17 protein-coding genes and 3 rRNA genes are annotated in these 24553 nt (G+C 68.2%); 17 read left to right on the top strand and 3 right to left on the bottom strand.

The genetic code is table 11. From position 1 onward, the window contains the following. Window positions 1-137 precede the first annotated feature (137 nt). The gene (locus KJK29_RS15675; RefSeq protein ID WP_215119783.1) at window positions 138-1841 is read left to right on the top strand and encodes a BACON domain-containing protein; all 1704 of its coding nucleotides are present in this window, start codon (window positions 138-140) and stop codon (window positions 1839-1841) included. A 47-nt stretch (window positions 1842-1888) separates the two neighbouring features. On the opposite strand, the gene KJK29_RS15670 is transcribed toward KJK29_RS15675, so the two are convergent. After that, complete coding sequence (locus tag KJK29_RS15670) at window positions 1889-2689, bottom strand: hypothetical protein (RefSeq protein WP_215119782.1); 801 nt, start codon at window positions 2687-2689, stop codon at window positions 1889-1891. Between the two features lie 71 nt (window positions 2690-2760). On the opposite strand from KJK29_RS15670, the gene KJK29_RS15665 reads away from it, so the two are divergent. The 4 genes from KJK29_RS15665 (at window position 2761) to ilvD (ending at window position 7321) form a co-directional block, all read left to right on the top strand. Beyond that, a complete protein-coding gene (locus tag KJK29_RS15665; RefSeq protein ID WP_215119781.1) occupies window positions 2761-3693 on the top strand; it encodes a Ppx/GppA phosphatase family protein in 933 nt (310 codons plus the stop codon). A 119-nt stretch (window positions 3694-3812) separates the two neighbouring features. Next, window positions 3813-4637 (top strand): sugar phosphate isomerase/epimerase family protein, encoded by an 825-nt coding sequence (locus tag KJK29_RS15660; RefSeq protein ID WP_215119780.1) that lies wholly within the window; start codon window positions 3813-3815, stop codon window positions 4635-4637. Then, on the top strand, window positions 4634-5326 hold the full coding sequence (locus KJK29_RS15655) for a TetR/AcrR family transcriptional regulator (RefSeq protein ID WP_215119779.1): 693 nt from the start codon (window positions 4634-4636) through the stop codon (window positions 5324-5326). Before KJK29_RS15660 ends, KJK29_RS15655 begins: the two co-directional genes overlap by 4 nt. Window positions 5327-5467: 141 nt before the next feature. Continuing rightward, window positions 5468-7321: a dihydroxy-acid dehydratase gene (gene ilvD / locus KJK29_RS15650; RefSeq protein ID WP_215119778.1), complete on the top strand. Its 1854-nt coding sequence runs from the start codon at window positions 5468-5470 to the stop codon at window positions 7319-7321. A 42-nt stretch (window positions 7322-7363) separates the two neighbouring features. On the opposite strand, the gene KJK29_RS15645 is transcribed toward ilvD, so the two are convergent. Further along, entirely contained in the window at window positions 7364-9490 is a 2127-nt protein-coding gene (locus KJK29_RS15645; protein ID WP_215119777.1) for a protein kinase domain-containing protein, read from the bottom strand. 181 nt (window positions 9491-9671) lie between these two features. Here KJK29_RS15645 and KJK29_RS15640 point away from each other — a divergent pair, with 181 nt between their 5' ends. The 6 genes from KJK29_RS15640 to proC all read left to right on the top strand — a co-directional run bounded on the left by KJK29_RS15640 (window position 9672) and on the right by proC (window position 14310). Then, window positions 9672-9983 carry an SH3 domain-containing protein gene (locus KJK29_RS15640; protein WP_215119776.1) on the top strand — a complete coding sequence of 104 codons (312 nt, stop codon included), beginning with the start codon at window positions 9672-9674 and terminating at the stop codon, window positions 9981-9983. A gap of 298 nt (window positions 9984-10281) precedes the next feature. Further along, the gene (locus KJK29_RS15635) at window positions 10282-10764 is read left to right on the top strand and encodes an EamA/RhaT family transporter (RefSeq protein WP_215119775.1); all 483 of its coding nucleotides are present in this window, start codon (window positions 10282-10284) and stop codon (window positions 10762-10764) included. Between the two features lie 60 nt (window positions 10765-10824). Next, complete coding sequence (locus KJK29_RS15630; protein WP_215119774.1) at window positions 10825-11685, top strand: class I SAM-dependent methyltransferase; 861 nt, start codon at window positions 10825-10827, stop codon at window positions 11683-11685. Between the two features lie 65 nt (window positions 11686-11750). Beyond that, on the top strand, window positions 11751-12578 hold the full coding sequence (locus tag KJK29_RS15625; RefSeq protein ID WP_215119773.1) for an ABC transporter ATP-binding protein: 828 nt from the start codon (window positions 11751-11753) through the stop codon (window positions 12576-12578). Next, window positions 12575-13378 carry an ABC transporter permease gene (locus KJK29_RS15620; RefSeq protein ID WP_215119772.1) on the top strand — a complete coding sequence of 268 codons (804 nt, stop codon included), beginning with the start codon at window positions 12575-12577 and terminating at the stop codon, window positions 13376-13378. The genes KJK29_RS15625 and KJK29_RS15620 overlap by 4 nt, the downstream gene beginning before the upstream one ends. A 119-nt stretch (window positions 13379-13497) precedes the next feature. After that, a complete protein-coding gene (gene proC / locus KJK29_RS15615; protein WP_215119771.1) occupies window positions 13498-14310 on the top strand; it encodes a pyrroline-5-carboxylate reductase in 813 nt (270 codons plus the stop codon). 47 nt (window positions 14311-14357) lie between these two features. On the opposite strand, the gene trpS is transcribed toward proC, so the two are convergent. Continuing rightward, window positions 14358-15392, bottom strand: coding sequence for a tryptophan--tRNA ligase (trpS, locus tag KJK29_RS15610; RefSeq protein WP_215119770.1), 1035 nt, complete (start codon window positions 15390-15392; stop codon window positions 14358-14360). 831 nt (window positions 15393-16223) lie between these two features. On the opposite strand from trpS, the gene KJK29_RS15605 reads away from it, so the two are divergent. The 6 genes from KJK29_RS15605 to KJK29_RS15580 all read left to right on the top strand — a co-directional run bounded on the left by KJK29_RS15605 (window position 16224) and on the right by KJK29_RS15580 (window position 24526). Further along, window positions 16224-17747, top strand: a 16S ribosomal RNA gene (locus tag KJK29_RS15605). A gap of 312 nt (window positions 17748-18059) precedes the next feature. Beyond that, a 23S ribosomal RNA gene (locus tag KJK29_RS15600) occupies window positions 18060-21178 on the top strand. A 92-nt stretch (window positions 21179-21270) separates the two neighbouring features. Further along, window positions 21271-21387 (top strand): 5S ribosomal RNA (gene rrf, locus KJK29_RS15595). The 16S, 23S and 5S rRNA genes sit together here, the layout of an rRNA operon. Window positions 21388-21450: 63 nt before the next feature. Further along, window positions 21451-22095: an HAD family hydrolase gene (locus KJK29_RS15590; protein ID WP_215119769.1), complete on the top strand. Its 645-nt coding sequence runs from the start codon at window positions 21451-21453 to the stop codon at window positions 22093-22095. A gap of 75 nt (window positions 22096-22170) precedes the next feature. Further along, window positions 22171-23400, top strand: a complete 1230-nt coding sequence (locus tag KJK29_RS15585; protein WP_215119768.1) for an MFS transporter — start codon at window positions 22171-22173, stop codon at window positions 23398-23400. Beyond that, window positions 23351-24526 carry an acetoin utilization protein AcuC gene (locus KJK29_RS15580; RefSeq protein ID WP_215119767.1) on the top strand — a complete coding sequence of 392 codons (1176 nt, stop codon included), beginning with the start codon at window positions 23351-23353 and terminating at the stop codon, window positions 24524-24526. Before KJK29_RS15585 ends, KJK29_RS15580 begins: the two co-directional genes overlap by 50 nt. Window positions 24527-24553 lie beyond the last annotated feature (27 nt).

Genomic DNA, 24553 nt, shown 5'->3' with positions numbered 1-24553 from the left:
CGCCAGGGCCCCCGCCACCCCGCGCCGACGGCGGAACGACAGGTTCCTGTCCCCTATTGAGGGATCGTTTCACCCGTACGGATTAAATGTGCTCAAGCCGCCGGAAGGTAACACTCCCGGCCCCCTACGGTCGCCGAATGACGAGCAGTACGCCGGAGATCTCGACCCGCTCGGCCGGCGCCCACCGGGCGCACCGGGAAGCGCGTGACCGCGGTGCGGCGCGCACGCTGGTGCAGCGGCCGCCCGCGCGCTACGAGCCCTACCTGGACGGCCTGTTCACCTACTGCCTGTCCGTGCTGTGCGACCACGACGCCGCGACCGCCGCCCTGGGCGACGTCCTCGCGCTCGCCGAACGCCGCGGCCGGCACGTCCCCGAGGCGCCCGCGGACCGCAGGGCCTGGCTGTACGCACTGGCCCGCTGGGCGTGCCTGCGAGGGCTGGCCGAGGCCAAGCAGAAACGTACGAGCAGCCACGCCGCGGGCCGTGTCCAGCGCCCCGACCCCCCGGCCGCCCCGGTCTCCGAAGAGGTCCAGGAGCGGCGTCGCGGCGAACTGGCCCTGCTGGCCTGGCCGGAGGCCGCCGGCACCACCCCGGAGCAGCGGGAGGCGCTCGAACTGGCCGTGCGCCACCACCTCGCCGCCCACGAGGTCGCCGCCGTCCTCGGCATGGACCTCGCCACCACCCGCGACCTGCTCGCCTCCGCCGCCTGCGAGGTCGAACGCACGCGTGCGGCCCTCGCCGTGGTCGAGACCGGGGCGTGTCCGAGCGTCGCCCACCTCGTAGGCGACGACCGGCTCGTGCTCGGCACGGCCCTGCGCCGCGAACTCGTCCGGCACGTCGACGACTGCCCGCGCTGCCGCCGCACCGCCGAGCGCGCCATGCCCGGCCGCTGGCCCGGCACCAGCGTCACGCCCGCCGCGCTGCCCGTCCTGCCCGCGCCCCTCGCGGCCCTGCACGTCGCCATGGCCCACCCGCCACGCGCGCGTGGCGCCGCCCCCCGCTTCGACCGGCGCGGCTATCCGATGGACCCCAAGGACCGCGCCGCCCGACGGGACCGTCTCCGCGCGCGTGCCGTCACCACGACCGTCGTCGCCACCGTCGTGGCCGCCCCCGTGCTCGCCCTGTGGGCCGCCTACCGGGGCACTCCCGTGGGCGAGGCGCAGGACGGCCGCTCCGCCTCCGCGCTCGAAGTGGACGACCCGCTCGGCCTCGACGGCGAGATGGCGGGCGGCGGCTACGAGAACACCGGCAACGCGAGCACCAGACCCGGCCCCCGCTTCGGCAAGAACGGCAAGGCCGACGTGTCTGTCGAGGTCCTCGGCGTCGCGAGCGCCGGCCGCGCGGGCGCGCTGGACGTCACGGCGGACAACACGGGCGACACCACCCTGATCACGCTCGCCGCCACCGGGTCCGCCCCGGTCCGCTGGTCCGCCTCCACGGGAGCCGACTGGCTCTACCTCAGCCAGTCCTCGGGAACGCTCCGGCCCGGCGAGTCGTTGACGATCAAGGTGTACGTCGACCATCTGCGGGAGCCCTCCGGCCCCTGGCACGCGCAGGTGGCGATCGCACCCGTCGGAGCCGTCGTCCACATCGAGGGCTTCGGCACCGCGCCCACCCCCGCCGACCCCGGCCCGGACCCCCACCCCAGCGACCCGCCGCCGCACCAGCCCGACCCGACGCCCACGACCTCGGCGCCCGACCCCGACCCGACGCCGACCACCCCGCCCCCGTCACCCGACCCGGACCCGACGCACACGGCCCCGGACCCGGACCCGACCGACCCGCCGGACTCGACGTCCCCGCCCTCGGAGGGCGACGACCCGAGCCCGCCCACGTCATAGACGCACGCCGGCCGACATCGACGCGGCTCAGCCGACGTCAACGCAGGTCAGTCCACCGGATCAGCCGGATGCGGCGCCAGCAACGGCAGCTGAGACGCCAGCCGCTCCTCGCACAGCTCGACCAGCCGGTCGTACCCGGCCTTGCCCATCAGCTCGATCAGCTCCGGCCGGTAGGACACGTACACCGGGTCGCCCGCGCCGTGCGCCGAGGTCGCCGACGTGCACCACCAGTGCAGGTCATGCCCGCCCGGACCCCAGCCGCGTCGGTCGTACTCACCGATCGACACCTGCAGCACCCGCGTGTCGTCGGGCCGGTCGATCCACTCGTACGTCCGCCGCACCGGCAGCTGCCAGCACACGTCCGGCTTGGTCTCCAGCGGCTCGCGGCCCTCCTTCAGGGCGAGGATGTGCAGCGAGCAGCCCGCGCCGCCCTCGAAGCCGGGCCGGTTCTGGAAGATGCACGACCCCTGGAAGGGGCGCGTCTGCCGGTCGCCGTCCTCGTCCTCGGAGATCCAGCCGCTGCTCGTGCCCTCGGCGTGGTTCTGCCAGATGTCCGGCGTGAGCCTCGCCACATGCTCGGCGACCCGCTTCTCGTCGTCCTCGTCGGAGAAGTGGGCACCCAGCGTGCAGCACCCGTCGTCCGCGCGGCCGGCCTGGATGCCCTGGCAGCCGCTGCCGAAGATGCAGTTCCAGCGAGAGGTCAGCCATGTCAGATCGCAGCGGAAGACCTGCTCGTCGTCCGCCGGATCAGGAAACTCCACCCACGCGCGGGCGAAGTCGAGGCCCTTCTCGTCGGACACCGCGGGGCCCGATGATTTGTCGCGCTTCGCCTTTTTCGTCTTTGGCACAGCTCCAGGGTACGGGCCTTGTACCCACACCGAGGACGGCGGACGGCCCGGCGGGCAGTAGCGTTCCGTACATGAGACTCGGTGTCCTCGACGTGGGATCGAACACGGTGCATCTGCTCGTGGTGGACGCGCATCCCGGCGCGTGCCCGTTGCCCGCGCACTCGCACAAGGCGGAACTGCGCCTCGCCCAGCTCCTCGACGACGACGGCGCGATCGGCCCGCACGGCGTCGACCAGCTGGTCTCGGTCATCCAGGAGGCGCTCCAGGCCGCCGAGGACAAGGGCGTCGAGGACCTCCTGCCGTTCGCCACCTCCGCCGTGCGCGAGGCCCGCAACGCCGATGACGTCCTCGCGCGCGTGCGCGCCGAGACCGGCGTCGAGCTCCAGGTCCTCACCGGCGCGGAGGAGGCCCGCCTCACCTTCCTCGCCGCCCGCCGCTGGTTCGGCTGGTCGGCCGGGAAACTGCTGGTCCTGGACATCGGCGGCGGCTCCCTGGAGGTCGCCTACGGCATCGACGAGGAGCCCGACGCGGCCGTCTCGCTGCCGCTGGGAGCGGGCCGCCTCACCTCCGGCTGGCTGCCCGGCGACCCGCCCTCCCCGGACGACGTCCGCGCCCTGCGCCGCCATGTGCGCACCGAGATCGCCCGCACGGTCGGCGAGTTCAGCCGCATCGGTTCCCCCGACCATGTCGTGGCCACGTCCAAGACCTTCAAGCAGCTCGCCCGCATCGCCGGCGCCGCCCGCTCCGCCGAGGGCCCCTACGTCCAGCGCGAGCTCAAGCGGGAGTCCCTGGAGGCCTGGGTCCCGAGGCTGGCCGGCATGAAGGAGGCGGAACGGGCCGAGCTGCCGGGCGTCTCCGAGGGCCGGGCCAACCAGCTCCTGGCCGGCGCGCTGGTCGCCGAGGGAGCGATGGACCTGTTCGGCGTCGAGCGCGTGGAGATCTGCCCGTGGGCGCTGCGGGAGGGCGTGATCCTGCGGCGTCTGGACCACATGGAGTCCGCGTAAGAGAGCATGGGAGCCCGCGTAAGAGAGCTGCGAAGGACATGCACCCCCGCCGTGGCAAACACCACAACAGCGAAGAGGCCCCCCGCCCCGCCCCGACCACACCCCGTAATCTGTCCTGCATGGCAGAGCCAGCCGTGAAGATCCCGGACGCGAAGGTCGCCCTGTCGACGGCCTCGGTCTACCCGGAGTCGACGGCCACGGCCTTCGAGATCGCCGCACGCCTCGGCTACGACGGAGTCGAGGTCATGGTCTGGACGGACCCCGTGAGCCAGGACATCGAGGCCCTGCGCAGACTCAGCGACTACCACCAGATCCCGATCCTGGCCGTGCACGCCCCCTGCCTGCTCATCACGCAGCGCGTCTGGTCCACCGACCCCTGGACCAAGCTCCAGCGGGCCCGCGCGGCGGCCGAGAAGCTCGACGCGAGCACCGTCGTCGTGCACCCGCCCTTCCGCTGGCAGCGCCAGTACGCCAGGGACTTCGTCACGGGCATCTGGCGCATGGCGAACGAGACGGACGTACGGTTCGCCGTCGAGAACATGTACCCCTGGCGCTACCGCGACCGCGAGATGCTGGCGTACGCCCCCGACTGGGACGTGACGAAGGACGACTACCGCCACTTCACGATCGACCTCAGCCACACCGCCACGGCCCGCTCCGACGCGCTCGCCATGGTCGACCGCATGGGAGACCGCCTCGGCCATGTCCACCTCGCCGACGGCAGGGGATCGGCCAAGGACGAGCACCTGGTGCCCGGCCGCGGCACCCAGCCCTGCGCCGAGGTGCTGGAGCGGCTCGCCCTCACCGGCTTCGACGGCCATGTCGTGATCGAGGTCAACACCCGCCGCGCCATGTCGAGCGCGGAGCGGGAGGCCGACCTGGCGGAGGCGCTGGCCTTCACACGCCTCCACCTGGCCTCGGCGGCGAAGGTGCCACGACGATGAACGCCCGGCCCCCGACCGGACCCGGCACAGGCAGCGGACCCGGGACTGGCAGCCGGTCCGGCACTGGCAGCGGACCCGGCACCGAAACCAACACCACCCCTCGCCGCCGGGGCCGCCCCCCACGCACGGAATCGGCCGACACCCGCGACCGCATCCTCACCACCGCCCGCGACGAGTTCTCCGAGCGCGGCTACGAGAAGACGTCCGTGCGCGGCATCGCCAAGGCGGCCGGGGTCGACCCGGCGCTCGTGCACCACTACTTCGGGACGAAGGAGCAGGTCTTCGAGGCGGCGATCACCCAGTCCTTCGCCCCGGCCATCGAGGCGCCGAAGGCCATCGAGGACGGCCCGCTCGACGGTGTGGGGGAGCGCCTGGTCCGCTTCTTCTTCGGCATCTGGGAGAACCCGGCGACCCGCACGCCCCTGCTCGCCATCGTCCGCTCCGCCGTCACCAACGAAACGGCCGCCGCCGTCTTCCGCCGGATCGTCGCCACCCAGGTCCTGCGCCGCATCGCCGACCGCCTGGACCTGCCGGACGCCGAACTGCGCGCCGAACTCGCCGCCGCCCAGCTCGTGGGCACGGCCATGCTGCGCTACGTCATCAAGGTCGAACCCCTGGCCTCGGCGGACCCGGAGCAGATCATCGCCCGCCTGGCCCCGGTCGTACAGGGCCACCTCACCGGCCCCTGACCTGCCGAGGACAGCCGTCGGCCGAGATACTCATCCCGCATTTCGGACACGCCGTCCCGCCCTCTGGATGACCGGCGTACGCTCGATAGCAGTCAGAAATCTCCGAATCCTCTGACGCAGTCTCTGAAGGAGCGAGCGACGATGCCCGAGCTGAGGTCCCGCACAGTCACCCACGGCCGCAACATGGCGGGCGCCCGCGCCCTTATGCGGGCCTCCGGTGTACCGGGTGCGGACATCGGCCGCAAGCCGATCATCGCGGTCGCCAACAGCTTCACCGAGTTCGTGCCGGGCCACACCCACCTCCAGCCGGTCGGCCGGATCGTCAGCGAGGCGATCGTCGAGGCCGGCGGCATCCCCCGCGAGTTCAACACCATCGCGGTGGACGACGGCATCGCCATGGGCCACGGCGGCATGCTCTACAGCCTGCCCTCCCGGGACCTCATCGCGGACTCGGTCGAGTACATGGTCGAGGCCCACTGCGCCGACGCGCTGATCTGCATCTCCAACTGCGACAAGATCACCCCGGGCATGCTGAACGCGGCCCTGCGCCTCAACATCCCGACGGTCTTCGTCTCCGGCGGCCCGATGGAGTCCGGCCGCGCCACGCTGGTCGACGGCACGGTCCGCACCCTCGACCTGGTCGACGCGATCTCCGACGCCGTGAACGACAAGATCTCGGACGAGGACATCCTCCGTATCGAGGAGAACGCCTGTCCGACCTGCGGCTCGTGTTCCGGCATGTTCACCGCCAACTCGATGAACTGCCTCACCGAGGCCATCGGCCTCTCCCTGCCCGGCAACGGCTCGGTCCTGGCCACGCACACCGCGCGCAAGCAGCTCTACGTCGACGCGGCGAACACGGTCATGGACATCACCCGTCGCTACTACGAGCAGGACGACGACACGGTCCTGCCGCGCAACGTCGCCACCATCGCGGCGTTCGAGAACGCCATGGCCCTCGACATCGCCATGGGTGGCTCCACCAACACGATCCTGCACCTGCTGGCCGCGGCCCAGGAGGCGGACGTCCCCTTCGGCCTCACGGAGATCGACGCGGTCTCGCGCCGCGTCCCCTGCCTCGCCAAGGTCGCCCCGAACGTCGCCAAGGACCGCACGTACTACATGGAGGACGTGCACCGCGCCGGCGGCATCCCCGCCCTCCTCGGCGAACTGCACCGCGGCGGCCTGCTCAACGAGGACGTGCACTCCGTCCACAGCCCCACCCTCGCCGACTGGCTCAAGACCTGGGACGTGCGCGGCGGCTCCCCGTCCCCCAAGGCCCTCGAACTGTGGCACGCGGCCCCCGGCTGCGTCCGCTCCGCCGAGGCCTTCTCCCAGTCCGAGCGCTGGGCGTCCCTCGACGAGGACGCCGAGGGCGGCTGCATCCGCTCCGTCGAGCACGCGTACTCCAAGGACGGCGGCCTCGCGGTCCTCAAGGGCAACCTCGCGGTCGACGGCTGCGTGGTGAAGACGGCCGGCGTCGACGAGTCGATCTGGACCTTCGAGGGCCCGGCGGTCGTCTGCGAGTCGCAGGAGGAGGCCGTCGAGAAGATCCTGCTGAAACAGATCACGGAGGGCGACGTCGTCGTCATCCGCTACGAGGGCCCCAAGGGCGGCCCCGGCATGCAGGAGATGCTCTACCCGACCTCGTACCTGAAGGGCCGAGGCCTCGGAAAGGCCTGCGCCCTGATCACCGACGGCCGCTTCTCCGGCGGCACCTCCGGCCTGTCCATCGGACACGCCTCGCCCGAGGCGGCCGGCGGCGGCACCATCGCCCTCGTCGAGGACGGCGACCGCATCCGCATCGACATCCCGAACCGCACCATCGAACTCCTCGTCGACGACGCCGAACTGGCCCGCCGCGAGGACGCCCTCAACGGCGTCTACGCCCCGAAGAACCGCGACCGCAAGGTCTCCGCCGCCCTGCGCGCCTACGCCGCGATGGCGACCAGCGCGGACAAGGGCGCCGTCCGGGACGTGTCGAAGCTCGGCTGACCACCCCGGGGCCGCCCCGCAAGGACAACGCGGCGGCGGCCCCTACCACCCGGCCGGATCACGCCCGTCCACACCGAAGACGCTGCCGTCCGGGGCACCGGCGAAGACATGGTCGTCCACGACCACGGGCGTGGGCAGCGTGGCCGGAACCCGGTCCGACTGCTCCGCCAGCCGGGGAGACGTCTGCCCGACGAGCTTCCCGCGCCGCCCGTCGACGGCGAGCAGCCGCCCGTCCGGCGTGGTGACGTACACATACCGATCACCGGCGACGGGGACGGACCCCCGGGCCACCCCGGTCTGCAGACTCCACAGCTGCTTGCGCGCCTTCAGATCGACGGCGACCAGCCCCCCGCTGTCCGCCATCAGATGGACGACGTCCCCGCGCACACTGCCCTGAACCCCCTGCAACGGGATACGCAACGGCACCCGCTCGCTCGTCCGCCCCTCCGGGCTGTACCGCACCACGGCCCGGGCGTCCCCTTGCACGGCATCGCCCGAGAGGAACACGACCGACCCGCCCTCGGTCCCGATCGGCTCCAACGCCCCCTCGAGCCGCGCGTCCCACCGCACCTCGCCGGTGCCGGGATCCACCGCCGTCACCTTCGTCGTGGCCCCGTCGTCGGACACGGTCGCCGCATACGCCAGCGGATCCCCGGGGAACACCGTGAAGTACGGCACCGCCTGCCCCGAGATCGGCTGACGCCACTTCACGTCCCCGGAGGCGCTGTCCACACCGGTCACCGTGCCGTCGGCCGCGGTGAGCAGCACCATCCCGCCCACCGCCGCCACCCCACCGTTCATGGTCATGGCCTGCCGCCGCACCACATCACCCGAGTCCGGATCGAGCAGGGTCAGCCGCTGCCCATGGCCGAGCCCGGCCAGCACCCGATCACCCGACACGACCGGGGCCTCACTCACCGGCCCCTCGGCGGCGATCCCCTCCAGCGGGTACTTCCACAGCAGACGCCCGTCGTCCGGATCGAGAGCGAAGATCAGCCCACTCTGCGCGCACAGCAACTTCCCGGCCGCGTAGGAGCACAAGGGGGTGCCGCCCGCCTTGGACAAGGGCGTCGCCTCCCACGCCGTGAAGGCGGCAGCCGTCGTCCGCGGCGCGCTGGCCGCGGGCGCCGGAGCAGACCCACCCCCGAGCAGAGGCACCACCGCGAACCCCCCGGCGACGGCCAGCCCAAGGGCACCGGCCCCCAGAACGGCCCGCTTGCCGAGACGCGCCCCGAACCGCCGTCGCGGGGACACGACGGAAGGCGTCGCGGCCACCGCCTCACCCGCACCCGGCGCCTCGTCCCCCCGCTGCGCCGGTATGAAAACCTGCGTGTCGTACGACGCCGAAACCGACCGCAGTTCCCGCATCAACTCGTCGGGAGAGGGCCGGTCCTCGGGCTCCTTGGCGAGACACCGCAGCACGAGCGGCGCGAGCTGCTCCGGTACGCCGGCCAGATCGGGCTCGTCATGCACCACCTGATAGGCGACGACATACGGACTGTCGGAGTCGAAAGGCCCCCGCCCGGTGGCCGCATGGACCATCACGGACCCGAGGGCGAACACATCGGCGGCGGGCCCCACTTCCCTGGGCCGCCGGAACTGCTCGGGCGCCATGAAGGGCGGCGTACCGATCAGCTTCCCGGTCTCGGTCCGCAACTCGCTGTCCTTTGGCCGGGAAATGCCGAAGTCGATGACCTTCGGCCCGTCCTCGGCGAGCAGCACGTTGCTCGGCTTCAGGTCCCGGTGCACGACCCCGACCCGATGGATGTCGCGCAGCGCCTCCGCGAGCCCGGCCATCAGCCGCCGCAACTGCGCCGGAGCCAAGGGCCCGTTCCGCTTCACCTCCTGGGCCAGCGTCGACCCCGGGATGAACAGCGTGGCCATCCAGGGCCGCCCGGCCTCGGGATCGGCATCCACGACAGGCGCGGTGAAGGCCCCGCTGACCCGCCGGGCCGCCGCCACCTCCTGCCGGAAACGCCCCCTGAACTCGGCGTCCTCGGCGAACTGCGCGTGCACGACCTTCACGGCCAGCTTCATCCCGGAGGTACTCCGGGCCAGATGCACGACCCCCATGCCGCCCGAGCCCAGACACTCCTCGAGCCGGTAGTGACCGGCATATTCAGGAAGTTCCGCTTCCGGGCCCGCTCCGGTGTGTCCCTGCGCCGCCATGGAACCACCCCCGTGCTGATCGTCCGCGCGCGCGACGCTCGGAGCCTAGTCGATGACTCGTACGAGACAGAGGCGGCTTGCTAGCCTCCGCTGGCGAATCACGCACAAGTGTTTGATGGCGTGATTCAGGGGAATCAACGGGACCCCATGCCTGACATGGGGCCAACGGGGGAGGTTTTTCATGTCTGTCGAACAGGTCAATCCCAGTACCGGCATGCCGGTGGTCACCACACTGGCCGCCGCGGCCACGTACTACTCCATCGCACCCGGCGTCAGCCTCAACGTCCGCAGCGGCCCGGGCACCGGCTACCCGGTCGTCAGGACCCTGCCGGAAGGCGCCCGGGTGGCCATCCACTGCCAGACACCCGGCACCCGCGTCACGGGCCCGTACGGCACGACCACCATCTGGGACAACATCGCAAGCGGCCAGTACATCTCGGACGCCTACGTGAACACAGGCAGCGACGGCTACATCCGCCCCCGCTGCTCCTGACCGCACCACCCGCGAGCGGCCCGCCCCCACTACGGGCCGCCCGCGGCGTGCGGCACTCAGCCGGTACGCGCCCGCACCCGCGTACGGCGAGCAGGGGACGTGTCGGGGGGTGTCCGCCCGCAGCGGTTGGCGCGTCAACGGACAGTCAGTCGGCGTCTGACCCCATCGCGCCGTTCCGAGGACGGACACCCCCCGACGCGGCCCCGACCCACCACCGGCGAGAAGGCGCGACGCGCACCCCCACCAAAGCCGCAGAGGCCGCCGCAGGCACCCCACAGCCAAGCGCGATAATCACCCGATGAGCGCAGAAAACGGCACCCCACCCCCGGGCCCAACGCCCGAACCCATCCGCTTCTTCGGCACGACCTGGCTGAACCACGACACCGGCTACACCCCCCGCCGCATCGCCGTATCCGTCGGCTCACTCGCCACGGCCGCCGCGGCCTGCCTGGTCCTCCGCCTCGCCTACCAGGGCCTCCGGATCGCCGCGATCGGCGGCTTCGTCACGCTCCTCATGACCGTGATGTTCACGATCTGCAGCGCGACGGCCTTCCGCCACACCTGGAACGGCTTCACCCGCCGCCCCGACCCCGACCGCCAGGCATCCCTCCGCGGCCTCCTGGCCATCGGCTTCGTCGGCTCCCTGCTCGCGTACTTCTTCCGCTCCCTCACCGAGGCCCCCGGCGAGAAGCTCCACCGCGAGGAGTACGAGGCAGCCCGCAAGCGACACGAGAAGGGCACCACCCGCCGCTCGGGCAACCCCTCGAAGAAAAGGCGATAACCCGCCACCTCTCACCCAAATCTCACCGCACCGCACCCCACCCCCGGCCACCATGGCCGCATGACCACACCGCCCCCAGCCCACAGCCCCACCGGAGCCGACACCACCACAGACCCCACACCCCAAGCCCCCGCACCCACCCCCGAAACCCACCCCACCCGAACCACCCGAACCACCCGAGCCCACTCCTTCAACACCGCCGCAGCCCAATACGCGGCCAACCGCCCCTCCTACCCCCCAGCCCTCTTCGACGCGATAGAAGACCTGGCCGGCCACCCCCTCCCCGGCTCCCGCGTCGCAGACATCGGCGCAGGCACGGGCATAGCCACCGCCCTCCTCAACGCCCGAGGCGCGGACGTCATCGCGGTGGAACCCGGCGACGGCATGGCGGCGCAATTCCGCCGCACCCTCCCCGCCGTCCCGATCATCCGCGGCACCGGCGACGACCTCCCCCTCGCCACCGCCTCCCTCGACTTCGTCACCTACGCCCAGGCCTGGCACTGGACCGACCCCGCCCGCGCCGTCCCGGAGGCCCTCCGTGTCCTGCGCCCCGGCGGCTCACTCGCCCTCTGGTGGAACACCGACGCCCTCGACGTGCCCTGGATCGCCGAGGCCGCCGCCCGCACCGCGCGCCACTTCGGCATCGACGTCTCCGCCGAGAAACGGAACGTCAACGCCCAGGCCGCCGACCCCACCGGCCGCCTCGACTTCACCCGCCGCACGGTCCGCTGGAGCCGCCGCGTCCCGGTCGACACCCACCTCGCCAACATCGCCAGCCACTCGGTCTTCCTGGTCAACGACGAGGAACACACCGCGACCTTCCTCGCCGCGGAAAGGGAGCACCTGCTCAACGCCTTCCCGGACGGCTCCGTCGAGGAGGTCTACGAGGTGGTCCTCCTGCTCGCGAAGACCAAGACCTGACGAACCCCAGCCCGCCCCATCCCCCCTGCTTGACGCACCCCACCACCGGGAGCATTATTCATCACATGATGAATAATGCTCCCGGCTCACCACACCCCGGCGCGACCCCGAACCCAAACCCAAACCCGAACCCCCCGGCCGTACAGGCCAAAAACCTCACCGTCACCCGAGGCCCCCGCAAGGTCCTCCACAACCTCGCCTTCACCGTCCCCCGAGGCCAGATCACCGGCCTCCTGGGCCCCTCCGGCTGCGGCAAGTCGACCCTGATGCGCTCCATCGTCGGCACCCAGGCCAAGATCACCGGCACCCTCGACGTCCTCGGCCACCCCGCAGGCCACCCCACCCTGCGCACCCGCATCGGCTACGTCACCCAGGCCCCGTCCGTCTACGACGACCTGACCGTCCGCCAGAACCTCGACTACTTCGCCGCGATCCTCGACCCCGGCCGATCCGCAGCCGACCGCCGCGCGGAGAACGTCACCCGCGCGATCGCCGACGTCGACCTCACCACCCACACCGACGCCCTCGCCGGCAACCTCTCCGGAGGCCAGCGCAACCGCGTCTCCCTGGCCGTCGCCCTCCTCGGCACCCCAGAACTCCTGGTCCTCGACGAACCGACCGTCGGCCTGGACCCGGTCCTGCGCCGCGACCTCTGGAACCTCTTCCACGACATCGCGACAAGCCGCGGCGCCACCCTCCTCGTCTCGTCCCACGTCATGGACGAGGCCGAGCGCTGCCACCGCCTCCTCCTCATGCGCGAAGGCGAGCTCCTGGCCGACGACACCCCCGACGCCCTGCGCACCCGCACCACCACCGAAACGGTCGAGGAGGCCTTCCTCCACCTGGTCGACGAAGCGAATGCGGCATCCCACCCGAAGGAGACAACGCGATGACGACCACGCTCACCCCACCGAACACCCCGCCGCACACGCCACCGAACACCTCACCGAAAGCCTTGAGCGCGGCCCGCACCACAGCCACCACCACCCGCGTCCTGCGCCAGCTCACCCACGACCCCCGCACCATCGCGCTCCTGATCCTCATCCCCTGCGTGATGCTGCTCCTGCTCCGCTACGTCTTCGACGCCAACCCCCGCACCTTCGACAGCATCGGCGCATCGCTCCTCGGGATCTTCCCGCTGATCACGATGTTCCTGGTGACCTCCATCGCCACCCTGCGCGAACGCACCTCCGGCACCCTCGAACGCCTCCTCGCCATGCCCCTAGGCAAGGGCGACCTGATCGCCGGCTACGCCCTCGCCTTCGGCACCCTCGCGATCATCCAGTCCGCCCTGGCCACCGGCCTCGCGGTCTGGTTCCTCGGCCTCGACGTCACCGGCAGCCCCTGGCTCCTCCTCCTGGTGGCCCTCCTCGACGCCCTCCTCGGCACCGCCCTCGGCCTCTTCGTCTCGGCCTTCGCGGCCTCGGAATTCCAGGCCGTCCAGTTCATGCCGGCGGTGATCTTCCCCCAGCTCCTCCTCTGCGGCCTGTTCACCCCGCGCGACAACATGCACCCGGCCCTGGAGACCCTCTCCGACGTCCTCCCCATGTCGTACGCGGTGGACGGCATGAACGAGGTCCTCCACCACACCGACATGACGGCCACCTTCGTACGAGACACCCTGATCGTGGCGGGCTGCGCCCTCCTGGTCCTCACCCTGGGCGCGGCGACCCTACGACGCAGGACGGCGTGAGCCGGTCCGCCCGACATCCCGCCCCGACATCCCGCCCACCGGACACGACCCCGCCCCACCGCCCCCCGAGTGCGAGGATGAACCCGGACGACGCGCAACCCCCGGAGGGCACCCCAGCCATGACCCAGAAAGTCGCAGTCCTAGGCACCGGCAAGATCGGCGAAGCCCTGCTCAGCGGAATGATCCGCGCCGGCTGGAACCCGGCCGACCTCCTGGTCACCTCCCGCCGCCAGGAACGAGCCGACGAACTCCGCACCCGCTACGGCGTCACCCCGGTCACCAACCCGGAAGCCGCGAAGACCGCCGACACCCTGATCCTCACGGTCAAACCGCAGGACATGGGCACGCTCCTCGACGAACTCGCCCCCCATGTGCCCGCCGACCGCCTGGTCATCAGCGGCGCCGCGGGCATCCCCACGGCGTACTTCGAGGAGCGCCTCGCCCCCGACACCCCCGTCATCCGCGTCATGACGAACACCCCGGCCCTGGTCGACGAGGCGATGTCCGTCATCTCCGCCGGCACCCACGCCACCGCCGGCCACCTCGCCCACACCGAGGAGATCTTCGGCGCCGTCGGCAAGACCCTCCGCGTCCCCGAGTCCCAGCAGGACGCCTGCACGGCCCTCTCCGGCTCCGGCCCGGCCTACTTCTTCTACCTGGTCGAAGCCATGACCGACGCCGGAATCCTCCTCGGCCTGCCCCGCGACAAGGCCCACGACCTCATCGTCCAGTCCGCCATCGGCGCCGCGACGATGCTCCGCGACAGCGGCGAACACCCGGTCAAGCTCCGCGAGAACGTCACGTCCCCCGCCGGCACGACGATCAACGCCATCCGCGAACTCGAGAACCACGGCGTACGAGCCGCCCTCATCGCCGCCCTCGAAGCCGCCCGCGACCGCAGCCGCGCCCTGGCCTCCGGCAAGAACAGCTGAGCACCGGGGGCGGGCCACCCACACCCGCCCCCACCGCCCGCGTCACCTCACACGGTCACCCCGGCACCGGCCTCGGCCACCTCTGCCACGGCCGGCAGCAACCCGATCGCGCGATAGGCGGCATCCACGGTCGGCCGCGCCATCCCCCGAGCCCGCTCCGCCCCGTCCCGCAGCACGCGCTCCACATACCCGGGATCAGCGCACAACTCCTTGTGCCGCTCCTGCACAGGCCGCAACACCTCGACCACAGCCTCGGCGGCATCCTTCTTCAGATCCCCGTACGACCGATACGCCCCGGCCAGCTCCTGCGGGCTCCCACCCGAGCACGCGGCGAGAATCTCCAGCAGATTCGCGAGCCCCGGCCGCTCCTCCCGGTCGTACACGACCTCCGACCCGCTGTCGGTCACCGCCCGCATGACCTTCTTCCGCACCACGTCCGGCTCGTCCAGCAGATAGACGATCCCCGGCCCGACGTCGTCGCTCTTGCCCATCTTCGACATCGGATCCTGCAGATTCATCACCCGAGCCGCGACCTCGGGACGCGTGGCCCGAGGCACCACGAACGTATGCCCGTACCGCTGGTTGAACCGCACGGCGATGTCCCGCGCCAGCTCCACATGCTGCCGCTGATCGTCCCCGACCGGCACCTCACCGGCCCCGTAGGCCAGGATGTCCGCCGCCATCAGCACCGGGTAGGTCAGCAGCGACAGCCGCACACTCCCACCCCGCCGCTGCTCCCGCGCGGCCTTCTCCTTGTACTGGATCATCCGCCGCATCTCACCGTCGGTGGCCACACACTCCAGTACGTACGACAGCCGAGCGTGCTCATCCACATGACTCTGCACGAACACCGTGCAGACCTCGGGATCCAGCCCGGACGCCAGCAGCAGCGTCGCCGCCTGCCGACTCAGCCGGCGCACCCGCGCCGGATCGTGCTCCACGGTCAGCGCGTGCAGATCGACGACGCAGAACAAGGCATCGGCCTCGTGCTGGTCGACGGCGGCCCACCGCCGCATGGCTCCCAGGTAGTTCCCCAGCGTCAGATGCCCCGTCGGCTTGACCCCGCTGAAGACCCGTGTCATCTCTCCTCCTCCTGCCCGGGACCGCCGCCCCGGGCGGCCGCCCCTCAGTGGTTCCGGAGGGAGAAACAAGAACGGCCGCCGAAGCGGCGGCCGTTGAATGCATACGCGAGAGCGGCCGCCGTCAGGCGGCCCACCACAGTTGGGTGCACGTACGCGTCGTCATGCATCGCAGACTACGCCCCTGGAGTGCCGCCCGCCCTTGAGTTGACACGCCCAGACCCGATCCGTAGTGTTCTCCGAGTTGCCCGACGTGAGCGCCGACCCCGGTCGGTCCCCGGGCAGCCACTCCGGAAGTACCCACCACTCTTCGATGCGCAGCACAGCTGTCGTCGTTTCATTGGTATGCGTATTTACGGAATGAGGAATCCTCGTTCGAAAGGACGCGGCCCCCGATTCGCTCGGGAGCCGGGGAATCCGCTAAAGTCTCACTCGTCGGAACGGCCCAACAGCCGCAAAGACAACCCCCCTCTGACTGGGAGTCAGGCCCGAAAGGATCTGATAGAGTCGGAACCGCCGGAAAGGGAAACGCGGAAGCGGGAACCTGGAAAGCGCCGAGGAAATCGGATCGGAAAGATCTGATAGAGTCGGAAACGCAAGACCGAAGGGAAGCGCCCGGAGGAAAGCCCGAGAGGGTGAGTACAAAGGAAGCGACCGTTCCTTGAGAACTCAACAGCGTGCCAAAAGTCAACGCCAGATATGTTGATACCCCGTCTCCAGCATTCGCTGGGACGAGGTTCCTTTGAAAAAACACAGCGAGGACGCTGTGAACGGTCGGGCCTATTCCGCCTGACTGTTCCGCTCTCGTGGTGTCGACCGGATTACCGGTACACATTCACGGAGAGTTTGATCCTGGCTCAGGACGAACGCTGGCGGCGTGCTTAACACATGCAAGTCGAACGATGAAGCCCTTCGGGGTGGATTAGTGGCGAACGGGTGAGTAACACGTGGGCAATCTGCCCTTCACTCTGGGACAAGCCCTGGAAACGGGGTCTAATACCGGATAACACCTCCACTCTCCTGAGTGGAGGTTAAAAGCTCCGGCGGTGAAGGATGAGCCCGCGGCCTATCAGCTTGTTGGTGAGGTAATGGCTCACCAAGGCGACGACGGGTAGCCGGCCTGAGAGGGCGACCGGCCACACTGGGACTGAGACACGGCCCAGACTCCTACGGGAGGCAGCAGTGGGGAATATTGCACAATGGGCGAAAGCCTGATGCAGCGACGCCGCGTGAGGGATGACGGCCTTCGGGTTGTAAACCTCTTTCAGCAGGGAAGAAGCGAAAGTGACGGTACCTGCAGAAGAAGCGCCGGCTAACTACGTGCCAGCAGCCGCGGTAATACGTAGGGCGCGAGCGTTGTCCGGAATTATTGGGCGTAAAGAGCTCGTAGGCGGCTTGTCACGTCGGTTGTGAAAGCCCGGGGCTTAACCCCGGGTCTGCAGTCGATACGGGCAGGCTAGAGTTCGGTAGGGGAGATCGGAATTCCTGGTGTAGCGGTGAAATGCGCAGATATCAGGAGGAACACCGGTGGCGAAGGCGGATCTCTGGGCCGATACTGACGCTGAGGAGCGAAAGCGTGGGGAGCGAACAGGATTAGATACCCTGGTAGTCCACGCCGTAAACGGTGGGCACTAGGTGTGGGCAACATTCCACGTTGTCCGTGCCGCAGCTAACGCATTAAGTGCCCCGCCTGGGGAGTACGGCCGCAAGGCTAAAACTCAAAGGAATTGACGGGGGCCCGCACAAGCGGCGGAGCATGTGGCTTAATTCGACGCAACGCGAAGAACCTTACCAAGGCTTGACATACACCGGAAACGTCTGGAGACAGGCGCCCCTTGTGGTCGGTGTACAGGTGGTGCATGGCTGTCGTCAGCTCGTGTCGTGAGATGTTGGGTTAAGTCCCGCAACGAGCGCAACCCTTGTCCCGTGTTGCCAGCAGGCCCTTGTGGTGCTGGGGACTCACGGGAGACCGCCGGGGTCAACTCGGAGGAAGGTGGGGACGACGTCAAGTCATCATGCCCCTTATGTCTTGGGCTGCACACGTGCTACAATGGCCGGTACAATGAGCTGCGATACCGCGAGGTGGAGCGAATCTCAAAAAGCCGGTCTCAGTTCGGATTGGGGTCTGCAACTCGACCCCATGAAGTCGGAGTCGCTAGTAATCGCAGATCAGCATTGCTGCGGTGAATACGTTCCCGGGCCTTGTACACACCGCCCGTCACGTCACGAAAGTCGGTAACACCCGAAGCCGGTGGCCCAACCCCTTGTGGGAGGGAGCTGTCGAAGGTGGGACTGGCGATTGGGACGAAGTCGTAACAAGGTAGCCGTACCGGAAGGTGCGGCTGGATCACCTCCTTTCTAAGGAGCACTTCTTGCCGATCCCCTCGGGGTGAGGTCAGAGGCCAGTACATCAGCGAACGTCTGATGCTGGTTGCTCATGGGTGGAACGTTGACTATTCGGCCGGATTCTCGGGTCGGAGGCTGCTAGTACTGCTCCCTTTGGGGGCGTGGAACGCTGATCTTCGGACGGGAGCCGGCCGGGCACGCTGTTGGGTGTCTGAGGGAACGAACTTTTCCTCAGTCGCCGGCCCCAGTGAACTCCGGTGTGAACCGGGGGTGATGGGTGGCTGGTCGTTGTTTGAGAACTGCACAGTGGACGCGAGCATCTGTGGCCAAGTTTTTAAGGGCGCACGGTGGATGCCTTGGCACCAGGAACCGATGAAGGACGTGGGAGGCCACGATAGTCCCCGGGGAGTCGTCAACCAGGCTTTGATCCGGGGGTTTCCGAATGGGGAAACCCGGCAGTCGTCATGGGCTGTCACCCGCTGCTGAACACATAGGCAGTGTGGAGGGAACGCGGGGAAGTGAAACATCTCAGTACCCGCAGGAAGAGAAAACAACCGTGATTCCGGGAGTAGTGGCGAGCGAAACCGGATGAGGCCAAACCGTATGCGTGTGAGACCCGGCAGGGGTTGCGTATACGGGGTTGTGGGATCTCTCTTTCACAGTCTGCCGGCTGTGAGACGAGTCAGAAACCGTTGATGTAGGCGAAGGACATGCGAAAGGTCCGGCGTAGAGGGTAAGACCCCCGTAGTCGAAACGTCAACGGCTCGTTTGAGAGACACCCAAGTAGCACGGGGCCCGAGAAATCCCGTGTGAATCTGGCGGGACCACCCGCTAAGCCTAAATATTCCCTGGTGACCGATAGCGGATAGTACCGTGAGGGAATGGTGAAAAGTACCGCGGGAGCGGAGTGAAATAGTACCTGAAACCGTGTGCCTACAAGCCGTGGGAGCGTCGGATGGAAGCTTGCTTCCATCTCGTGACTGCGTGCCTTTTGAAGAATGAGCCTGCGAGTTTGCGGTGTGTTGCGAGGTTAACCCGGGTGGGGAAGCCGTAGCGAAAGCGAGTCCGAACAGGGCGATTCAGTAGCACGCTCAAGACCCGAAGCGGAGTGATCTAGCCATGGGCAGGTTGAAGCGGAGGTAAGACTTCGTGGAGGACCGAACCCACCAGGGTTGAAAACCTGGGGGATGACCTGTGGTTAGGGGTGAAAGGCCAATCAAACTCCGTGATAGCTGGTTCTCCCCGAAATGCATTTAGGTGCAGCGTCGTGTGTTTCTTGCCGGAGGTAGAGCACTGGATAGGCGATGGGCCCTACCGGGTTACTGACCTTAGCCAAACTCCGAATGCCGGTAAGTGAGAGCGCGGCAGTGAGACTGTGGGGGATAAGCTCCATGGTCGAGAGGGAAACAGCCCAGAGCATCGACTAAGGCCCCTAAGCGTACGCTAAGTGGGAAAGGATGTGGAGTCGCAGAGACAACCAGGAGGTTGGCTTAGAAGCAGCCACCCTTGAAAGAGTGCGTAATAGCTCACTGGTCTAGTGATTCCGCGCCGACAATGTAGCGGGGCTCAAGCGTACCGCCGAAGTCGTGTCATTGCAGCAACAGGGCCAACGCCCGCTGTGATGGGTAGGGGAGCGTCGTCTGCCGGGTGAAGCAGCCGCGTAAGCGAGTTGTGGACGGTTGACGAGTGAGAATGCAGGCATGAGTAGCGATTCACACGTGAGAAACGTGTGCGCCGATTGACTAAGGGTTCCTGGGTCAAGCTGATCTGCCCAGGGTAAGTCGGGACCTAAGGCGAGGCCGACAGGCGTAGTCGATGGATAACCGGTTGATATTCCGGTACCCGCTGTGAAGCGTCAAACATCGAATCCAGTGATGCTAAGCCCGTGAAGCCGTTCCGGACCCTTCGGGGAAAGGAAAGTGGTGGAGCCGGTGACCCAAGTTGGTAGTAGGTGAGTGATGGGGTGACGCAGGAAGGTAGTCCATCCCGGGCGGTGGTTGTCCCGGGGTAAGGGTGTAGGCCGTGCGATAGGTAAATCCGTCGCACATGTGGCTGAGACCTGATGCCGAGCCGATTGTGGTGAAGTGGATGATCCTATGCTGTCGAGAAAAGCCTCTAGCGAGTTTCATGGCGGCCCGTACCCTAAACCGACTCAGGTGGTCAGGTAGAGAATACCGAGGCGTTCGGGTGAACTATGGTTAAGGAACTCGGCAAAATGCCCCCGTAACTTCGGGAGAAGGGGGCCACATCCGGTGATGAGCTTTGCGCTCTGAGCTGGGGGTGGCCGCAGAGACCAGCGAGAAGCGACTGTTTACTAAAAACACAGGTCCGTGCGAAGCCGTAAGGCGATGTATACGGACTGACGCCTGCCCGGTGCTGGAACGTTAAGGGGACCGGTTAGTCACTCTTCGGGGTGGCGAAGCTGAGAACTTAAGCGCCAGTAAACGGCGGTGGTAACTATAACCATCCTAAGGTAGCGAAATTCCTTGTCGGGTAAGTTCCGACCTGCACGAATGGCGTAACGACTTCTCGACTGTCTCAACCATAGGCCCGGTGAAATTGCACTACGAGTAAAGATGCTCGTTTCGCGCAGCAGGACGGAAAGACCCCGGGACCTTTACTACAGTTTGATATTGGTGTTCGGTTCGGCTTGTGTAGGATAGCTGGGAGACTTTGAAACTCGCACGCCAGTGTGGGTGGAGTCGTCGTTGAAATACCAGTCTGGTCGTGCTGGATGTCTAACCTGGGTCCGTGATCCGGATCAGGGACAGTGTCTGATGGGTAGTTTAACTGGGGCGGTTGCCTCCTAAAGAGTAACGGAGGCGCCCAAAGGTTCCCTCAGCCTGGTTGGCAATCAGGTGTTGAGTGTAAGTGCACAAGGGAGCTTGACTGTGAGACCGACGGGTCGAGCAGGGACGAAAGTCGGGACTAGTGATCCGGCGGTGGCTTGTGGAAGCGCCGTCGCTCAACGGATAAAAGGTACCCCGGGGATAACAGGCTGATCTTCCCCAAGAGTCCATATCGACGGGATGGTTTGGCACCTCGATGTCGGCTCGTCGCATCCTGGGGCTGGAGTCGGTCCCAAGGGTTGGGCTGTTCGCCCATTAAAGCGGTACGCGAGCTGGGTTTAGAACGTCGTGAGACAGTTCGGTCCCTATCCGCTGTGCGCGTAGGAATATTGAGAAGGGCTGTCCCTAGTACGAGAGGACCGGGACGGACGAACCTCTGGTGTGCCAGTTGTTCTGCCAAGGGCATGGCTGGTTGGCTACGTTCGGGAGGGATAACCGCTGAAAGCATCTAAGCGGGAAGCCTGCTTCGAGATGAGTATTCCCACCTCCTTGAGAGGGTAAGGCTCCCAGTAGACGACTGGGTTGATAGGCCGGATATGGAAGCACGGTAACGTGTGGAGTTGACCGGTACTAATAGGCCGAGGGCTTGTCCTCAGTTGCTCGCGTCCACTGTGTTGGTTCTGAAACCACGAACAGCCCCATACCCAGGTCACGGTGTGGTGCGGCAGTTTACAGTTTCATAGTGTTTCGGTGGTTTTAGCGTTAGGGAAACGCCCGGTTACATTCCGAACCCGGAAGCTAAGCCTTTCAGCGCCGATGGTACTGCAGGGGGGACCCTGTGGGAGAGTAGGACGCCGCCGAACAATCATTCAAGGAAACCCCCGTATCTTCGGATACGGGGGTTTTCTGCGTTTAGGGTCGTGGATATGAACTACGACCTCGTGATCTTCGACAACGACGGTGTCCTCGTCGACAGCGAGCCCATCTCCAACCGGCTGCTGGCCGCGTATCTCACCGAGCTCGGGCATCCGACCTCGTACGAGGAGTCCATTCGGGACTACATGGGGTCGGCGATGCACCGGATTCATGAGCTGGTTCTCGAACGGACGGGACAACGACTGCCGGAGAGCTTCGACGACGTCTTTCATGCGCGGGTGTTCGCGGCGTTCGAGAAGGAGCTCGTGGCTGTGGCCGGGGCCTCCGGTGTTCTGGAGAAGCTCGCCGCGGACGGGGTGCCGTACTGCGTGGCCTCGTCCGGGAGCCATGAGCGGATTCGGGTGGGGCATCGGACGACCGGGCTCAGCCAGTGGTTCGACGAGGGGCGGATCTTCAGCTCGCAGGACGTCGGGCGGGGGAAGCCGGCTCCCGATCTGTTTCTGTACGCCGCCGAGCGGATGGGGGTCGCGCCGGAGCGGTGTGTCGTCGTCGAGGACAGTCCGCTGGGGGTGCGGGCGGCGGTCGCGGCCGGGATGGACGTGTACGGATTCACCGCCATGACACCGCCCGAGAAGCTCGCCGGCGCCACCCGGCTCTTCTCCGACATGGGGGAGCTGGCCGATCTGCTGGTGTGACCCCGCGGAAGATGAGGCAAATTCATCTTTGGCTGGATCTACCCACGGGTAAGCCGGGGCCCTACGCTCGCCGCCATGACTGATGTGCTGCGGCGCGGCAGGGGCTCTTTGGCGTTCAGCTTCTTGGTGCAGGGGGTCGCCTTCGCTCTGCTCGTGACGCGGATCCCGGCCATCCAGGACCGGTACGGGGTTTCCGACGCGTTGCTGCCCGCCTTCCTGGCCGCCGTGCCGATCCTCGCCGGGGTCGGGAGCGTCAGCACCGAGCGGCTGGTGAAGCGGGTGCCGCCGAGCCGGCTGCTGCGGTGGTCCCAGCCCGTGGTGCTGCTGGCGTTGCTCGGGGTCGGGGCCGGGGAGCGGATGGTGGAGCTGGGAGTCGCGCTCGCGGCGTTCGGGCTCGCCGTCGGGGTGCTGGACGCGTCGATGAACATGCTCGGGGTGAGCCTGCAGCGGTCGTACGGGCGCAGCATCATGCTCAGTTTTCACGCGGTCTACAGCCTGGGCGGGATCGTGGGGGCCTCGCTGGCGTGGGTGGGGGCGCACTGGGATCTGGCGTTGTGGGTGTCGTATCTGCCGGTCGTGGTGGTGCTGTTGCCGGCTGTGCTGGTGGGGAGCCGGTGGTATGTCGACGGCGGCGATGCGGGCCAGGTGGCGGAGTCCGGGGTCGGGGAGAAGGCGGGCGAGGGGCAGGGCCTCGCGTTCAAGTTGCTGTTGCCGCTGTGTCTGGTGATGACCGTCGCGTACATCGGGGACTCGACGGTCTCCAACTGGAGTGCGAAGTATCTGCAGGACGTGCTCGGCAGCTCGGAGCAGATGGCGACGGTGCCGTACAACGTGTACATGGTCACCACGCTGCTGGGGCGGACGTTGGGGGACTTCGGCGTGCGGCGGTTCGGGGCCGTGGCTGTGGTGCGGGCCGGGGCGCTGGTCGCGGCGGGTGGGTTCGCCGTGGTGGCGGGGGCGCCCGGGGCGTGGGTCGGGATGCTGGGGTTCACGCTGCTGGGGCTGGGGTTGTGTGTGCTGGTGCCGCAGACGTTCGCGGCGGCCGGCCGGTTGTTCCCGGGGGCTTCGGACGCGGCCGTCGCCCGGCTGAATGTCTTCAACTATGTGGGGTTCTTGATCGGTTCGCCGTTGGTGGGTGCGCTCGGGGATCTGTGGAGTTACCGCGGGGCCATGCTCGTGCCGATGGTGTTGGTGCTGGTGACGCTGGTGTACGCCCGGTCGTTCGCCGCTCAACCGGACCGATACGGTGGCGGTCATGAGCGGCCGCGCACAGCTGATGTGGGACGAGGCAGTAACGGGCTATGACTTCGGTCCCGGGCATCCGATGGACCCGGTCCGGCTCGCGCTGACCCGGAGACTGGTCGACGCCTTCGGGCTGGACCGTGAGGTGGAGGTGGTCGCCGCGAAGGCGGCCGGGGAGTCGACGCTGCGGCTCGTCCACCGGGAGGACTACATCGAGGCGGTGAAGGCCGCGTCGGCCGATCCGGGCGCGGCGGACCAGTCGTACGGGCTGGGGACGATGGACGATCCGGCCTTCGCGGGGATGCACGAGGTGTCGGCGCTGATCGCCGGGCAGTCGGTGGGGGCGGCGGAGGCCGTGTGGCGTGGGGAGACGCCGCACGCGGTGAACTTCGCGGGCGGGCTGCATCACGCGATGCCCGGTGGTGCGTCCGGGTTCTGTATCTACAACGACGCGTCGCTGGCGATCGCCCGGCTGCTGGAGCTCGGGGCCGAGCGGGTCGCCTACATCGACGTCGACGTGCATCACGGGGACGGGGTCCAGGCGGCGTTCTGGGACGACCCGCGGGTGCTGACGATCTCGCTGCACGAGCATCCGAGGACGCTGTTCCCGCAGACCGGGTGGCCGGAGGAGACCGGGGCGGACTCCGCGGAGGGCTCGGCGGTGAATGTGGCGCTGCCGGCCGGGACCGGGGACGCCGGGTGGCTGCGGGCGTTCCATTCCGTGGTGCCGGAGCTGATCGCCGACTTCCGGCCGCAGGTGCTGGTGACACAGCACGGGGCCGATACGCACTTCGAGGATCCGCTCGCGCATCTGGCCGTGTCGCTGGACGCGCAGCGGGCCGTGCAGGTGGCCTGTCACGACCTGGCGCACGAGTACGCCGACGGCCGGTGGGTGGCCCTGGGCGGGGGTGGCTACGCGGTGGTGGACGTCGTACCGAGGTCGTGGACGCATCTGGTCGCCATCGCGGCGCACCGGGAGGTCGAGCCCGAGGCGGTGATCCCCGAGGGGTGGCGGCAGGAAGTGTTCGCGCGGACACGGCAGTTGGCCCCGGCGCGGATGACGGACGGGCGCTGGCCCGTGGAGTGGACCGGCTGGGAGGCGGGGTACGACCCGGCGGACCGGCTGGACCAGGCGGTGCTGGCGGCCCGGCGGGCGGTGTTCCCGCTGCGGGGGCTGCTGCCGGGGTGAGGCGCCCCTGGTGGGCGGGGTGGGCCC

The organism is Streptomyces koelreuteriae (genome assembly GCF_018604545.1).
In the GTDB taxonomy this organism is placed as follows: Bacteria; Actinomycetota; Actinomycetes; order Streptomycetales; family Streptomycetaceae; genus Streptomyces; species Streptomyces koelreuteriae.
The sequence above is the reverse complement of the archived record's forward strand: the minus strand, read 5'-3'. Positions and strand labels throughout refer to the sequence as shown.

Coding starts and splice junctions, on each gene's coding strand:
- KJK29_RS15675 (WP_215119783.1), top strand. CDS start 138: ATGACGAGCAGTACGCCGGAGATCTCGACCCGCTCGGCCGGCGCCCAC.
- KJK29_RS15665 (WP_215119781.1), top strand. CDS start 2,761: ATGAGACTCGGTGTCCTCGACGTGGGATCGAACACGGTGCATCTGCTC.
- KJK29_RS15660 (WP_215119780.1), top strand. CDS start 3,813: ATGGCAGAGCCAGCCGTGAAGATCCCGGACGCGAAGGTCGCCCTGTCG.
- KJK29_RS15655 (WP_215119779.1), top strand. CDS start 4,634: ATGAACGCCCGGCCCCCGACCGGACCCGGCACAGGCAGCGGACCCGGG.
- ilvD (WP_215119778.1), top strand. CDS start 5,468: ATGCCCGAGCTGAGGTCCCGCACAGTCACCCACGGCCGCAACATGGCG.
- KJK29_RS15645 (WP_215119777.1), bottom strand. CDS start 9,490: ATGGCGGCGCAGGGACACACCGGAGCGGGCCCGGAAGCGGAACTTCCT.
- KJK29_RS15640 (WP_215119776.1), top strand. CDS start 9,672: ATGTCTGTCGAACAGGTCAATCCCAGTACCGGCATGCCGGTGGTCACC.
- KJK29_RS15635 (WP_215119775.1), top strand. CDS start 10,282: ATGAGCGCAGAAAACGGCACCCCACCCCCGGGCCCAACGCCCGAACCC.
- KJK29_RS15630 (WP_215119774.1), top strand. CDS start 10,825: ATGACCACACCGCCCCCAGCCCACAGCCCCACCGGAGCCGACACCACC.
- KJK29_RS15625 (WP_215119773.1), top strand. CDS start 11,751: ATGATGAATAATGCTCCCGGCTCACCACACCCCGGCGCGACCCCGAAC.
- KJK29_RS15620 (WP_215119772.1), top strand. CDS start 12,575: ATGACGACCACGCTCACCCCACCGAACACCCCGCCGCACACGCCACCG.
- proC (WP_215119771.1), top strand. CDS start 13,498: ATGACCCAGAAAGTCGCAGTCCTAGGCACCGGCAAGATCGGCGAAGCC.
- trpS (WP_215119770.1), bottom strand. CDS start 15,392: ATGACACGGGTCTTCAGCGGGGTCAAGCCGACGGGGCATCTGACGCTG.
- KJK29_RS15590 (WP_215119769.1), top strand. CDS start 21,451: ATGAACTACGACCTCGTGATCTTCGACAACGACGGTGTCCTCGTCGAC.
- KJK29_RS15585 (WP_215119768.1), top strand. CDS start 22,171: ATGACTGATGTGCTGCGGCGCGGCAGGGGCTCTTTGGCGTTCAGCTTC.
- KJK29_RS15580 (WP_215119767.1), top strand. CDS start 23,351: ATGAGCGGCCGCGCACAGCTGATGTGGGACGAGGCAGTAACGGGCTAT.